Genomic DNA, 14071 nt, shown 5'->3' on the forward strand with positions numbered 1-14071 from the left:
GTCTTTGGCCTTTGGCTCTACTCAGCTGCGGCACGCCCCGCGCGGCGGGTCTTCATCCAGTCATCCAGATCATGGATCTGCGTTTCATCCAGACGCAGCCCAAGTTTCGAGCGGCGCCAAACAATATCCTCGGCCGTGCGCGCATATTCGCGCTCCATCAGCCACGTCACTTCGGTCTCGGTCAGGGTCGCGCCGAAATCACGTCCGAGCGCCTCGGCACTCTTTGCGTCTCCCAACATTTCGCGCGCTTCCGTGCCGTAGGCCCGCACCAGACGTCGGGCCCAGAATGGGGTCAGAAACCCGAATTGCGCACGCAGCTCGGAGACAAGCCGATCGAATCCGCCGACCGGGAAATCCCCGCCTGCGAGCGGCACACCTGCCGTCCAGCGTCCTTTGGTATTCGGTCCCTTTGCGTCCGGCAGATGTTCCGAGATTTTCTCAAGCGCGCTTTCCGCAAGCCGCCGATAGGTCGTGATTTTCCCCCCGAAGATGTTGAGCACCGGCGCACCGCCCTCTGCATCGACCTTGAGCGTATAGTCCCGTGTCGCGGCTGTCGCCGATGACGCTCCGTCATCGTAGAGGGGGCGGACGCCGGAGTAGCTCCAGACCACATCCTCGGCGCTGATCGGCGCTTTGAAATATTTGTTGGCAAAGGCGATCAGATAGTCGCGCTCTTCGTCGGTACAGGTGGGTTTGATTGATGGATCGCTGTGCTCGGCATCCGTGGTACCGATCAGGGTGAAATCCGTCTCATAGGGAATAGCGAAGATGATCCGCCCGTCGGTGCCCTGAAAGAAATAGCATTTGTCGTGATCGTAGAGCTTGCGGGTCACGATATGGCTGCCGCGCACAAGTCGCACGCCCTCTTTCGACGGCAGGTCGATTTTGTCGTGAATCACGTCGCCGACCCAAGGCCCGCCCGCATTCACCAGCATTTTGGCGTAATGGGTGGCGGTGCGGCCATGTTCCATATCTTTCGTTTCGACACGCCAGAGATCGCCTTCGCGCGTTGCATGGGTCACCTTGGTGCGCGTCAGGATCGCCGCACCACGCGCCTCTGCGTCGCGGGCATTGAGGATCACGAGACGGGAATCCTCGACCCAGCAATCGGAATATTCATAGGCTTTGGCAAAGCGCTCCTGCAGCGGCGCGCCCTCGGGCGCTCCCGTCAGACCGACGGTTTTCGTGCCCGGCAGGATTTTGCGCCCGCCCAGATGATCGTAGAGGAACAGGCCAAGCCGGATCAGCCATGCCGGACGGCGCCCCTTCATCCAAGGCATCACGACAGACAGAAGTTTCGAGGTCGGCGTTTCCGACTCGAAGCGCATATCCTTATGATAAGGAAGGACAAAACGCATTGGCCAACTGATGTGCGGCATGGCGCGCAGGAGAATTTCGCGCTCGATCAGAGCCTCACGGACCAATCGGAACTCGAAATATTCGAGATAGCGTAGCCCACCATGAAAGAGTTTTGTGGAGGAGGAGGAGGTCGCAGAGGCCAGGTCGCTCATCTCCGCGAGCGTCACGGAAAATCCCCGTCCCGCCGCGTCGCGCGCAATGCCACAGCCATTGATGCCGCCGCCAATCACAAAAAGATCGACGGGATGTGTGCTGTCATTCCCCTGCACAGGCTTTCCTCCCAAGTTCTGGCGCTAACGTTGGGTGGGAAAGGTCAGAAACGCAAGATATTTGTTTTCGTTTTTGTTCGATTGAGAAAAATCAACGAGTTAGGTTAGATATTTCTGCAACTGCGAAGAAAAGATAAGAGAATCTACGCGGGTGCGGCAATAAATTGACTGGATTCGCATCGGGTTTTCGCGTCTTTTTTCATGAAGCCACAGAAACGAAGCAAAGCGAACATCTATGTCCAACAACTTTCGTCATCCCGAGATTCTCGAAATGACACGCAAAGAGGGAAAGGTCACGGTCGAGAGGCTGGCAGAGCATTTTGGCGTGACGCTTCAAACCATTCGCCGTGACCTGTCCGAATTGGCGGAACTGGGGCGTGTCGAACGGGTGCATGGCGGGGCGGTGCTGGCTTCTGGCACAATCAATATCGGGTACGAAGATCGTCGGCAGTTGAACGCGGAGGCCAAAACCGCGATCGCGCGGGCCTGTGCGTCGCGGATTCCCAACGGGATTTCGTTGTTTCTCAACATTGGGACGAGCACGGAAGCCGTCGCGCAGGAGTTGTTGCAGCACAAGGATCTGATGGTCGTCACTAACAATATGAATGTCGCCAACATCTTGGCCGGGAACAGCAATTGCGAAGTCATCGTGACCGGCGGGCATTTGCGGCGTTCCGATGGCGGCTTGGTCGGCAATCTGGCCGCAGAGACCATCCGGCAATTCAAATTCGATCTGGCGGTTATCGGTTGCTCCGCGCTCGACCGTGATGGCGATCTTCTGGATTTCGACATCCAAGAGGTCAGTGTGAGCCAGACGATCTTGCGGCAATCGCGCAAGATTTTTCTCGTCGCGGATCACACCAAATTCTCCAGAAGCGCCCCGGCAAGGATCGCATCGCTGTCCGACATCGACGTGTATTTCACCGATCACGCCGTTCCGGCCGAGCTGTCCAAGGCCTGCAAGAGCTGGAATACCGAGGTGGTCTCTGGCTGCTGAGACGACGCCACGGCATTGCCAAGTTGTTTGCGCGTTCTAGCCTCAGGCCTCATAACCAGAACAGCACTGTGGCGGCGCGAGTGACAGCGGAGAGGAAGACGTCCGGGCATCTGTCGTAGCGGGTCGCCACGCGGCGCCAGTCTTTGAGGCTTCCGAACATGATCTCGATCCTGTTGCGGCGTTTATAGCGCCGCGTGTCATATTTGATCGGGATCTTGCGGGCCTTGCGGCCCGGAATGCAGGGCTTGATCCCTTTGTCCCGCAGGGCGTTGCGGACCCAATCAGCGTCGTAGCCACGATCGGCGAGCAACCAATCCGCCGTCGGCAGGCCGTCCAGGAGAGCCGCCGCGCCCGTGTCATCACTGACCTGACCGGCTGACATGAAAAACCTGATCGGGCGTCCGCTGGTGTCGGTCACGGCATGGAGTTTGGTATTCATGCCCCCCTTGGTGCGACCGATTAGCCTGCCGCGCCCCCCTTTTTTGACCGCAGGCTTGAGGCCGTGCGATGGGCTTTTAGGTCAGTCGCGTCGATCATGATCGTGGTTGGCTTCTCCACTTCGGACGCCAGCCCCGCGAAGATCCTGACAAATACACCCATCTCGCTCCACCGCTTCCAACGGGTGTAGAGAGTCTTGGACGGTCCGTATTCCTTGGGGACATCACACCAGCGAAAGCCATTGCGATTGATGAAGATTATGCCACTCAGCACGCGCCGGTCATCGACACGCGGCTTGCCATGGCTCTTCGGAAAGAATGGCCTAAGTCGCGCCATCTGCTCGTCCGTCAGCCAAAAAAGATTGCTCATCGTGCTGCCCCTTCTCTCGGAAAGAGTGAATCTCGAGACCAAGATCAGCGCAAGACGATTAATGGGGCCTGAGCCTAGTCGCGTTCGGGTTGGAGAGCCTGCATGACCTACCCGACAGAGAGCAGTTGGAGGACGCAGGTCTGGATGGCGGGTCACCCTGCGAAACATCGAAAGCAAGTGCCTGATCTCTGCACCGCTTCGCGTGTGCAGGAGGTTCCTGAAACCGAGGACATCAAAAAAGGTGTAACCCGACAAAAACATAGGGACTCCAAAGGGTAGTGTCGCAAAGTTTTGGGTTTCTTGGTATCCCCGAATATGTGAGCATTGTCAGTGAGTTGGCAAAAGGCGGTTGACGTGATCGATTTCAAGGGCGTGCATTATCCGAAGTCGATGATCCTGCATGCAGTGTTCTTCTATGTTCGTTTCGCAGTTTCCTACCGGGACCTTGAAGAGATCCTTGCGGAACGCGGCGTCGCGGTTGACCACGCCACGCTTAACCGATGGGGGGTGAGATTCGCGCCACTTATTGCCGATCGGGCCCAGGCGAGAAAGCGCACGACAGCCAAATCCTGGCGAATGGATGAGACCTACATCAAGGTGAAAGGGCGCTGGACTTACCTCTACCGTACCGTGGACCGCGATGGCCAAACGCTTGATTTTATGCTGTCCGAGCGCCGGGACCTGGCTGCCGCACGGCGCTTCTTCAAACGGGCGATCGGCATCAACAGCGTTCCCGACCGGGTCGTTATCGACAAGAGCGGCGCAAACCTGGCCGGCCTGCAGGCGGTAAACGTGATTCTGAAATTCACCGGCGAAGGCCGCACGGTCGAGATCCGACAGGTCAAATACTTGAACAATATTCTTGAGCAGGACCATCGCTTCATCAAGCGGATCACCGCCCCGATGATGGGCTTCAAGGCGTTCCACTCGGCCGCCGCGACCATTGCTGGCATCGAGGCCGCTCACATGATCCGCAAGGGGCAAATCCCGGCCAACGGCGCTTCGGCGTTCCGGATCTTTGCGGAGCTGGCAGCATAATCATGTCCGCTGGAAGCCTGTTTGCAGCCATCAGAAAAATTTGCGACAGAGCCCCCATTGGTTTCTAATAGGAGTCGCAGTTCAAGGTAGCGCGCACCAAGCCACAGCTATATAGCTGATAAGTTTTATTATGTATATTTAATTGAATATATCAACCTAAGATTTCTAGATCTACTGGCACACGCAATGTAGACATTCTTGCGTTTCTAGCAGCTTGGTAAACCTGACGAATGGAGCTAAGTTCTCTTGGGCCACACCCATCTGAGTTGAGTACAGACCAAATCTCTCCGTCTGTATCACGCGTCAACAGCAACCACTTGGGTGAGAGAGCGGATGAAGTCGGACTAATAACAAAAACAGGTTCCCAACCGACCTTTAATTTACGTCGATAAACTTCCACACGACATGATCGTAAGGAGTTCAGCCAGTCCTCATTTGGTCGGCCTGGAATGGAATTGAATTTCCTCTTCACACGTGTGTTCCGGATTTGGCTGATACATTCAGAGCGGCTCACATTTTAATGAAAAAATATGAGCCGCCCTCATGTGAAGTTAGATATAGAGCTTGTGAACATGCCCATCTTTGATAGTTGCAACGATCCCGCCGCCGTCCTCTTGGAAAACGCCGAGATCATCCAGAGGGTTACCATCAAGAATGAGAATGTCGGCAAACGCACCGGGAACGATCTCACCCAATTTTCCTTCGTGGCGCACGATTTCGGCATTCACGATTGTGGCCGAATGCAAAATTTGTGCCGGGGTTTCCACCGCCGATCGAATCTTGAATTCGTTGAGCTGGAAGTTGTGCATAACACCTTCGAGGTCCGTACCAAATCCAAGCTTCACGCCCGCATCGCGGCAGATTTTTACCGCTTCGACGCCGCGTCGCAACATCATCTGGACCTGCTCGACGATCCGCGGTGGGGTGCCCAACTGATCGGCGTAGTGGATGCTCGCCTCAAAGGTCGCCAAGGTCGGCACGACGAAAGCGTTCTTTTCGGCGGCGATTTTCGCTGTGGCCTCGTCGATAAGGTTCCCGTGTTCGATGGTGCGAACACCCGCTTCAAGCGAGCGGCGGATAACATCGACACCATAGCAATGCGCCATGACATAGAGGCCGAAATCCTCGGCTTCCTGCACCGCGACCCTCTGCTCTTCGAGCGAGAAATGCGGAGAGTAAATCGAGGACTTGCCAGAGTTCCCGCCCCCGGCCATGAGTTTGATCTGATGTGCGCCACGCGCGATTTCTTCGCGCACGGCCTTGCGTACCGCGTCCACGCCATCGACAACACGGGAAATGTTGCGCGTCCCGCCGCAATGCGGACAGCCCTGATCATGCTCGGGGCGCACGCGGAAGTCGCCCAGACCGCCGGTCACCGCCAGTGCAAGGCCGGGTACGAACAACCGCGGGCCGGGGAACAGATTGAGCCGTGTCGCCTCAGCCAACGCTGCATTTGCGCCGCCAGAATCTCGCACTGTGGTAAAGCCTCGGCGCAGGTAGGCGGCAAGGATCTTAGAAGCATGGGCGGCGACGAGATAGGGGTCCGTGTTCGCCAGCGTGACCTGATTGTTGACATGCGCCATGGCGTGCACATGGGCGTCGATCAGGCCGGGCATCACGACCCGACCACCGGCGTCGATCACCTGTGCGTCGGCCGGCGCGGCGATGGTGTCGGCAACCTCGGCAATGATGTCGTCTTCGATCCGGATGTCCTGACCTGCGCGAAGGCTGCCGGTCCGGGTATCCAGAAGATTTGCGTTCTTGATTATGATTGTCATGCGTTATCCTTTCGACGCGCGATTGGAACGAAATGGGCGCGCGGTCAGCGCGTCGGCCCTTTGATGAGAGATTCACCGCCGTCTACCACGACGGCCTGCCCCGTCATGAAGCGGGCTTCGGGCGAGAGAATGAACCGGGCAATATCGCCGAATTCCTCGACGGTGCCCATGCGGTGTAGCGGGACCAGTTTCGGCACTTCTTCAAGGAACGACTCACGTCCGCCGAACATGTCCCAGCTGGGTTCGTTGAAGGGTGTATCCACCCAGCCCGGACAAAGCGCATTCACACGGACACCCTCGGCCGCATATTCGAGCGCCAGTTGCCGAGTCATTGCCAGGAGCGCCGATTTCGACAGGATATAGGGCAGCGAGCCCTTGCCCACCATGATCGACGCCGCCGAAGCGGTGAACAGGATGCTCCCACCGCCAACGGCGCGCAGATGCGGCAGGGCGGCGCGAGCCAGAACCGCGTTTGCCCGCACATTGAGGGCAAAGCTGAGGTCGAGATCGGCCAGCGTCATGCTTTCGACCGAACCCACCTTACACACTCCGGCATTGTTCCACACGGCATCGAGGCCGCCAAGCGTCTCTGCCGCAGCATCGACTCCGGCAGTGATTGATGCCTCGTCCGAAATGTCGACCTTGAGAAGACGCTCTGCACCAAGCTCCGATGCGGCCTCCTTGATATCCGCCATGACAACGCGCGCGCCGGCTGCGACGAGCGATTTCACACCTGCCTCGCCCATGCCGCTCGACCCGCCGATTACGAGGATGCGCTGATCTTTCAAGCTCATTGGATTCTTATCTCCCTGGGCGTTTTGGTGAGCCGTTCGGGCCCGTTTTCCGTGACGAGAACCGTTTCGCTGAACGGCATTCCCTCGGAATAGTGGATGACGTGGAACACGGTGTTGGCTTCGAGTTTCCAGGTCTGGTTCGGCATGAAGATGCGCGTATGGTCAGATGTGCGGGGTACCGCATGATAGCCAAGCGTATAGGCTGACACCTGCGGATAGGACTTCTTGAGCCCTTCGCGGATCATCGTTTCACGGGCGATCCGGTCGATCTCTCCAGATACGGCGCCGGGCACCATTGCGGCGATGAAATCGTCCTGGATCTCAACGATCCGTTCCGCGATCCTGCGACGCCGGTCGGACAGGGATCCCACGGCCATGGGGCGTGCGATACGTCCGGAATAGCCATGGTGCTGAGGGACAGTTTCGATGAAGTAGAGTTCCCCGTCCTGCATGATGCGCTCACCGAGGCGGCCATGCATGTTCGCAACGGTGTCGCCGTACCCGAAGACGGCAACGCGGCCATTATCAGCCCCCATCTCGATCGCTTTGTTATAGGTTGCAATGGCAGGCTCACGCTCGGAGCGTCCGACGGCAATGGCATCGGTCCCCGCCTGAATAGCCGCGTCGGCAATCCGACAGGCAAAGCGCAGAGCATCGATCTCGGCGGGGGACTTGATCAGACGAAGCTCCCAGATCAGTTTGCCGAAATCGACAAAGCTCACGCCGTCAAGCGCGGTCTTGAGCTGGTCGAACCGGCTGATGGTCAAAAAATGACTGTCGCTTTCATAGGCCACACGTTTGGCGCCCGACCCGCCAACGAGGCGGGACAGTGTAGCGATCTCGTCTTCGTGGTCGAAGAAGCTCTCGACCCCGTCGGCACAGGCCTGCCGGGCCCCGATGGCATCCGAGGCACGGGTCAGCAAAGTGACCGATCCGTCCGCGCCAATCAGGGCCGCCTGATAGCGTGCGCCAGAATGGGCATAACCTGTCAGATAGGCGATGCTGTCGATCTGATCTGCGATGAACAGGTCAACGCGGTGTTTTTCCATCTCTGCCAATACGTTTTGAACCCGCGCCGAATATTCGGCGCGGGTGAACGTGATTGGAGATGCTTCTCCGGCAGGGATCATGCGACCTCCTGCTTGAACGCGAATCCGAGGTCGGCCCATGTCTTGCGTTCGTTTGCGGGCAGGCGACGGCCGTATTTGGCCTTCGGGAAGAACTCCTGCGACAGTTCCGTTTTCGCCACCGTCTTCATGATTTGGCTCTCACGCGTATGCAGGGTCGAGACGCGGGCATCGCGGGCCAGACGCGGGATCGGGTTCCAGTGGAACACGGCGCGGGTACCAACAACCTCGGCCGCCTTGTTGGCGCAGTACATCGCAGTTGTCTTTGCCATGTGCAGGCCCAATAGGGTCGCATGAGACGCTTCACCCCATTTCTTTTCATCATAGAGATGTTGCGCCAGCCAAAGCTGCGAACGCGTCGCCGCGATGAAGGACGCCATTTCGCCCAGCGTGTAGAGGTTTGTGTCGTCGCTCTGCAGGAAGTCTCGATCCGCGACCGACTGCCGGACTTCGTCGTAAATACCTTGAGCCGAGCCAAGCGAATGTGCGGCGTAGGCGAGTTCGAAAGTATAGGGATGCACTTGGTTAAAGTCGCCGGGTTCGCCAATCACGTTCTCCCACGGGACAAACACATCGGTGAAGCGTGCTCCACCAGAAAGGGAGGACCGAATACCGATTGCTTCTTCCCAGCCGGACACGAATTCCACGCCTTTGTGCGGCAGTTCGATCAGGAACACACAGACGCCGACGTCAGGATCATCGGTGCCTGGCGCCACGCCCCACCACAGCAGATATTTGGCCGCGCCACCGCCAGAGGTGAAGCCTTTGAACCCATTGACGATAAAACCGCCGTCGGTCGGGGTGATATCCGAGGTAAAGGTGATCTTGCCGTTCTTGTGGGGCGTCGAGGTCGAGCGGCCAGGAGCGACTTCGCTGCCAACTGACGCGATACCTACGCCATTTTCCACGATATCAGAGAAGATCTTCTGCTTCTGTGCTTCATTCCCCATGCCAGCTACGAGGCCGTGGCAGTGGTACTGATTCTGGATCAGCCAGCCAGTTGACCCACACACTGAGGCAAACAGCTCAACGATCGTGTGGCAAACGTTGCTGAAGCCTGCATCTTCAGATGCGTAGCCACCATACTCTTTCGGGATCCCCAGCTTGAGAAAGCCACCCTCAACAATGTCTTTCCAGTTTTCTTCTGGCCAGCCGCCTGCTTCGTCCACAGCGCGGGCGCGTTGCTTGAAGACTTCCTTCAGCGCCTTAGCCTTTTCGATCCACGCCGCGTCTTCGGCCGTCTGCTTGAAAGGGTACATGTTTGCTCCTCTACTTGGTTCATTGGGTAAATTGAATGCAGTATGCAGTAGGCTGCTCGCTTGTCAATTGTCAAATATCGGAGAAATCTGTTCACGGCGTGGGACTACACGTTGGTATGGGCGCTAGCTGGGGTGGATAATCGCGGCCCGTGCTTCGGTTCGCCAGACGCGGAAGGCCCACCCCGCCAAGAAAACCGGAATAGATGTGAAGGCCGCACCGACCCTCAGCCAAAGTGATGATTGCTGCGAAATCGCCCTATTTATGGACAAATGCCGTCGAAGCGGTCGAGACCGACCACCGTTCCAGAAATATATTGACAACTTGGTGACTGTCATCCTTTCATTGGAATTCAGCAGGCAGTGTTCAGTATACACATGCACTGCGAAAGCTATAATGACTTAAGTCATGGATACACAGGGAGATTGCTATGCTTCGGAAGCTCGCTACGGCGGCTCTTTTTGGTCTTGCGCTTGCGCCCGGCCTTCATGCGCAGGAATACACGTTGGATCTGGCCAGTGAATATGGCCCCGCCACACCCTCGGGTCTGGCCACGACGCACTTTGCGGACTTGGTTTCGGCGCGCACGGAAGGCCGCGTCAAGATCGTCAACCAGATGGGTGGTTCCGCAGGTTTCAAATCTCCGGAGATGATTGAGGCCGTCGGCACCGGCGCTGTGCCCATGGGCGTGCTTCCGCTGGAATACGGTGCCGGATACGATCCGATCTATCTCCTGTCCTCGCTGCCGCTGATCGGTCAGACGGTTGAAAAAGGTGCGCAGGTGCGAGACCTCGCACGCCCCTACATCAAGGGTGCCTTGGAAAAAGAAGGGCTCACGCTGCTGTTCCTTACCGTGTGGCCGCCGACCGGCATCTGGTCCGCCAAACCCATCGCATCGGTCGATGATCTGGCGCAACTGAAGATCCGCGTGAACCACCCGATGTCGACCGATTTCTTCCGGGCGGTCGGTGCAAACCCGGTGCAGCTTAGCTGGGGTGACGTTGTCCCGCAATTGCAGGTCGGGGCGATCGATGCCGTGCACGGATCGATCACCGGTTTGTCTGCCGGGCTGCCTGCCGACAAGGTGCCCTATTTCACCGATGTCGCGACCAACATCGGGCAACATGCCGTGGTGATGAACCGCGATACCTTCGAGGAGATGCCCGAAGACCTGCGTGCGATCATCCTTGAGGCCGCGAGCGAAACCGAGGCGTGGAACGCCTCGCAGATCTCGCAGATCATCGAGCAGGAAACGGCGAAGATTGTCGCAGGCGGCGGTACGGTCACCACCGACCTGTCCCCGGAATTCCTGACCCAGATGCGCGACGCATCCGGCCCCGTCCTGGAGGAATGGAAGGCCGCCGCGGGGGACGCGGGCGCTGAATTCCTCAACGCATACAAAGCGGCAGGACAATAAGGGACTGGCGGGCTGCCCTATTAGGTGCGGCCCGCCGTCTGCCTGAAGGAGGGCACGTGAATGCTTCGCGCAACTGCAAGCAACGTCGATAGGGTTTCAGGGTTTGTTTCCGCCATCGGCGAAGTGATCGCCGGTCTGGCCGTGGTCTGGATGCTGGTGCATATCACCGTCGAGATCATCCTGCGGGCGTTTTTCCATACATCCACCTTCATACTCGACGAGTTCGTCGGGTACATGGTTGCGACGATGATCTTCTGCGGACTCGGCGGTGGACTCCGCAACGATACCCACCTTCGGATGAGCGCATTCAGCGACCGAATGACGGGGCGGAGCCGCGATATCGTCGAAGCCATCCTGCTTTTCGGGGTCCTTTTTCTGTCGTTGATGCTGATCATCTATTTCTGGTCGTCGACGGTGCGAGCCTGGGATCGCGGGATCGTCGGGCAGACTGTTGCCCGCGTGCCGCAATGGATGCCGCTGGCGATGATCGTCTTCGGGTCGGTCAACCTCTTCCTGCAAGCCCTTAACCGTGCCGCCGCCAGCCTGCTCGGGATCTCCACAATCCACCTGAAAGAAAGCGATCATGATTTCTGACATCGCCCTGCCCCTGATCATCTTCGTGGGCGCACTGCTAGCGCTCATCGGTTCGGGAATGTGGCTGTTCGTGAGCATCGCGCTTGTCGCAATCTTCGGCCTGTATTTCGATGCGGGTTTCAGTTGGACGCGCATCGGCACGCTGTTGCAGACCTCGCTGTGGAGCGCCTCGCGGTCATGGGAACTTTCGGCCATTCCGCTGTTCATCTGGATGGGTGAACTGATGATCCGCACCAATATCGCCTCATCGCTGTTGAACGCGGTTGCCCCCCTCGCCCGACGAATCCCCGGCGGCCTGATCCACACAAACGTGATCGGCTGCGCGCTGTTTGCCTCGGTCAGCGGATCGACGGCGGCCACCACGGCAACAATCGGCCGGATCACCCTGCCGATCCTGATGGAAAAGAAGTTCGACCGGAAGCTCAGCCTCGGGTCGATGGCGGCGTCTGGAGCGATTGGCATTCTCATTCCGCCCTCGATTCCGCTGATCGTCTATGGCGTGCTGGCCGAGGTATCAATCGCGGATCTGTTCGTTGCCGGGGTCCTGCCGGGCCTGCTCATGGCGGGCTTGTTCAGCTCCTATGTCCTGTTCTCCTCCCTGCTGAAGAAGAACGGCGCCGTCGACGACGACAGCCGGATCGCGTCCCTCCGCGAAAGCATTGCGGATGTCCTGCCGTTCACCTTCATCATCACGCTTGTCATCGGTGGGATCTACACCGGCATTGCCACGCCAAGCGAAGCTGCCGTGCTGGGCCTGATTCCGACGCTCCTGCTGGTGGTCTGGCGGCGCGGCCTGGATCTGAAGGTGCTTTGGGAAACACTGATCGGCACGGTTCGAACCTCCTGCATGATCGGGGCGCTCATCGTCTTCTCGGGCTTCCTGTCGGCATCGATGAGCCTGCTGCATATCCCGCAGCTTGCCGGGGACGTCATCGCACAGATGGGGTTGTCCCCCTATGCTCTGATCCTTGTGCTGACACTGCTTTTTCTAGTGCTGGGCTGCATTCTGGACGGGCTGTCGATGATGATCATGACTCTGCCGATTGTCTATCCGTTAATCGTGACGGCGGGTTTCGATCCGATCTGGTTCGGGGTCTATCTGGTCATTTGCATCGAAATCGGCCTTCTCACGCCGCCGATCGGGTTCAACTTGTTTGTCGTCAGGTCGATATCCTTTGCTCCACTGTCAGAGGTCATCCGGTCCGCGACGCCGTTCTTCTTTCTGATGCTGCTGACCATCGCGCTTATCACGCTCTTTCCGCAGATCGCCCTGTTCCTGCCGAGGCTGCTGTAAATCCGCGCCTCGGCGATCAAAGATGTCCTCCGCGTTCAGCATGGTGGACATCGCCCTTTCGAACCCACGGGGCAAATGGACGGAGGTGGCTCTTCTTCCGGCTTCGTGCGCGATCACGACTCTGGGCAATCACCGGCGCTTTTGTCGCGGGCGCGCCGTGAGCAGAATACCGTGAAGAGGCTGTTGTTACGTTAACCACTTCCGATTGCCGCCGCACGATATGAGGATAGCTGGTGTTAATGCAGACACTGTTCATCGGCTACAAGCGCCACCGCTTTCCGCCAGCGATCATTGCCATGCGCTATGGCTGTACGTCCGGTTCAATCGGAGCTTGCGTGAGGTCGAGGAGATACTGCTCGAATGCGGCATCGATGTGTCCTTTGAAACCGTTCGGCGCTGGACGTCCAAACTCAGGCCGCAGATCGCGAGGAACCTGCGGTGGCGACATCTGGCATCTTGACGAAACCGTGGTGAAGATTTCCGGAAGGCCGTTCTGGCTCTAGCGCGCGGTCGATCAGTATGGCCTCCTACCGGAGGAGATCTTGCAACCCAAGCGCGACAAGCGGGCCGCGAAACGGTTGCTGCTCCGCCTGATCAAATGGCACGGACTGTCCAAGCGGATCATTACCGATCGGCTCCGCCCCTATGGGGCGGCTTGTGTCGGGCCTTGGTCATTGGTCGCATAACGGCCTCAACAATCGCGCTGAGAACAGCCATCTGCCATTTCGAAAGTGAGAACGAACGATGCAAAGCTTCCGGTCGCCCGACGGATTACAGCCGTTCGGTTCAATCCATTCTACCACCCGAAATTGCTTTGCCGTTCGGGCCCGTTTTCCGTGACGAGAACCGTTTCGCTGAACGGCATTCCCTCGGAATAGTGGATGACATGGAACACGGTATTGGCCATGTTCGCAACGGTGTCGCCGTACCCGAAGACGGCAACGCGGCCATTATCGGCCCCCATCTCGATCGCTTTGTTATAGGTTGCAATGGCAGGCTCACGCTCGGAGCGTCCGACGGCAATGGCGTCGGTCCCCGCCTGAATAGCCGCGTCGGCAATCCGACAGGCAAAGCGCAGAGCATCGATCTCGGCGGGGGACTTGATCAGACGAAGTTCCCAGATCAGTTTGCCGAAATCGACAAAGCTCACGCCGTCAAGCGCGGTCTTGAGCTGGTCGAACCTGCTGATGGTCAGGAAATGACTGTCGCTCTCATAGGCCACACGTTTGGCGCCCGACCCGCGAACGAGGCGAGACAGTGTATAAAGAGGGTTGGCCGGAAACTTGATATGCTATAATGCATACTGAATGCAATGTAAGAGCAATATCTGAGCGACGGGA

At 58.1% G+C, this 14071-nt stretch carries 12 protein-coding genes and 1 pseudogene; 6 read left to right on the forward strand and 7 right to left on the reverse strand.

Features of this window, described 5'->3' with window-relative positions; all coding sequences use genetic code 11:
- Positions 1 to 17: 17 nt before the first annotated feature.
- Entirely contained in the window at positions 18 to 1628 is a 1611-nt protein-coding gene (glpD, locus tag V1475_RS18970) for a glycerol-3-phosphate dehydrogenase (protein ID WP_479414050.1), read from the reverse strand.
- Positions 1629 to 1863: 235 nt separating this feature from the next.
- Here glpD and V1475_RS18975 point away from each other — a divergent pair, with 235 nt between their 5' ends.
- Complete coding sequence (locus V1475_RS18975; protein ID WP_479414051.1) at positions 1864 to 2625, forward strand: DeoR/GlpR family DNA-binding transcription regulator; 762 nt, start codon at positions 1864 to 1866, stop codon at positions 2623 to 2625.
- A gap of 49 nt (positions 2626 to 2674) precedes the next feature.
- Here the strand turns inward: V1475_RS18975 and V1475_RS18980 are convergent.
- Positions 2675 to 3432 (reverse strand): IS5 family transposase gene (locus V1475_RS18980; RefSeq protein WP_479414052.1). Its coding sequence is split into 2 segments (ribosomal slippage): positions 2675 to 3111 and positions 3111 to 3432, totalling 759 coding nucleotides; the frame shifts between segments, so codons are not numbered across the junction.
- A gap of 354 nt (positions 3433 to 3786) precedes the next feature.
- Here V1475_RS18980 and V1475_RS18985 point away from each other — a divergent pair.
- Positions 3787 to 4470, forward strand: coding sequence for an IS6 family transposase (locus V1475_RS18985; protein WP_479414053.1), 684 nt, complete (start codon positions 3787 to 3789; stop codon positions 4468 to 4470).
- A 551-nt stretch (positions 4471 to 5021) separates the two neighbouring features.
- On the opposite strand, the gene V1475_RS18990 is transcribed toward V1475_RS18985, so the two are convergent.
- Genes V1475_RS18990 through V1475_RS19005 form a run of 4 tightly spaced genes read right to left on the reverse strand, consistent with a single transcriptional unit; the run spans position 5022 to position 9428 of the window.
- Positions 5022 to 6248, reverse strand: coding sequence for a metal-dependent hydrolase family protein (locus tag V1475_RS18990; protein ID WP_479414054.1), 1227 nt, complete (start codon positions 6246 to 6248; stop codon positions 5022 to 5024).
- Between the two features lie 44 nt (positions 6249 to 6292).
- Positions 6293 to 7042, reverse strand: coding sequence for an SDR family NAD(P)-dependent oxidoreductase (locus tag V1475_RS18995; protein ID WP_479414055.1), 750 nt, complete (start codon positions 7040 to 7042; stop codon positions 6293 to 6295).
- Positions 7039 to 8172: a M24 family metallopeptidase gene (locus V1475_RS19000; RefSeq protein ID WP_479414056.1), complete on the reverse strand. Its 1134-nt coding sequence runs from the start codon at positions 8170 to 8172 to the stop codon at positions 7039 to 7041. The genes V1475_RS18995 and V1475_RS19000 overlap by 4 nt, the downstream gene beginning before the upstream one ends.
- Entirely contained in the window at positions 8169 to 9428 is a 1260-nt protein-coding gene (locus tag V1475_RS19005) for an acyl-CoA dehydrogenase family protein (RefSeq protein WP_479414057.1), read from the reverse strand. The genes V1475_RS19000 and V1475_RS19005 overlap by 4 nt, the downstream gene beginning before the upstream one ends.
- A 428-nt stretch (positions 9429 to 9856) precedes the next feature.
- On the opposite strand from V1475_RS19005, the gene V1475_RS19010 reads away from it, so the two are divergent.
- The 4 genes and pseudogenes from V1475_RS19010 to V1475_RS19025 all read left to right on the forward strand — a co-directional run.
- Entirely contained in the window at positions 9857 to 10843 is a 987-nt protein-coding gene (locus V1475_RS19010; RefSeq protein WP_479414058.1) for a TRAP transporter substrate-binding protein, read from the forward strand.
- A gap of 60 nt (positions 10844 to 10903) precedes the next feature.
- On the forward strand, positions 10904 to 11437 hold the full coding sequence (locus V1475_RS19015; protein WP_479414059.1) for a TRAP transporter small permease subunit: 534 nt from the start codon (positions 10904 to 10906) through the stop codon (positions 11435 to 11437).
- On the forward strand, positions 11427 to 12731 hold the full coding sequence (locus tag V1475_RS19020) for a TRAP transporter large permease (protein WP_479414060.1): 1305 nt from the start codon (positions 11427 to 11429) through the stop codon (positions 12729 to 12731). Before V1475_RS19015 ends, V1475_RS19020 begins: the two co-directional genes overlap by 11 nt.
- A gap of 239 nt (positions 12732 to 12970) precedes the next feature.
- Positions 12971 to 13547: pseudogene (locus V1475_RS19025) on the forward strand (IS6 family transposase); the annotation flags it as partial.
- Here V1475_RS19025 and V1475_RS19030 read toward each other — a convergent pair.
- A complete protein-coding gene (locus tag V1475_RS19030) occupies positions 13528 to 14019 on the reverse strand; it encodes an aminopeptidase P family N-terminal domain-containing protein (RefSeq protein ID WP_479414178.1) in 492 nt (163 codons plus the stop codon). The pseudogene V1475_RS19025 and the gene V1475_RS19030 overlap by 20 nt on opposite strands.
- Positions 14020 to 14071: the final 52 nt, after the last annotated feature.

It is taken from the genome of Celeribacter sp. SCSIO 80838 (assembly GCF_056498065.1).

What these genes read in the sequence shown, in the direction of transcription:
- V1475_RS18975 (WP_479414051.1), top strand. Translation starts at nt 1,864, where the DNA reads ATGTCCAACAACTTTCGTCATCCCGAGATTCTCGAAATGACACGCAAA.
- V1475_RS18990 (WP_479414054.1), bottom strand. Translation starts at nt 6,248, where the DNA reads ATGACAATCATAATCAAGAACGCAAATCTTCTGGATACCCGGACCGGC.
- V1475_RS18995 (WP_479414055.1), bottom strand. Translation starts at nt 7,042, where the DNA reads ATGAGCTTGAAAGATCAGCGCATCCTCGTAATCGGCGGGTCGAGCGGC.
- V1475_RS19000 (WP_479414056.1), bottom strand. Translation starts at nt 8,172, where the DNA reads ATGATCCCTGCCGGAGAAGCATCTCCAATCACGTTCACCCGCGCCGAA.
- V1475_RS19005 (WP_479414057.1), bottom strand. Translation starts at nt 9,428, where the DNA reads ATGTACCCTTTCAAGCAGACGGCCGAAGACGCGGCGTGGATCGAAAAG.
- V1475_RS19010 (WP_479414058.1), top strand. Translation starts at nt 9,857, where the DNA reads ATGCTTCGGAAGCTCGCTACGGCGGCTCTTTTTGGTCTTGCGCTTGCG.
- V1475_RS19015 (WP_479414059.1), top strand. Translation starts at nt 10,904, where the DNA reads ATGCTTCGCGCAACTGCAAGCAACGTCGATAGGGTTTCAGGGTTTGTT.
- V1475_RS19020 (WP_479414060.1), top strand. Translation starts at nt 11,427, where the DNA reads ATGATTTCTGACATCGCCCTGCCCCTGATCATCTTCGTGGGCGCACTG.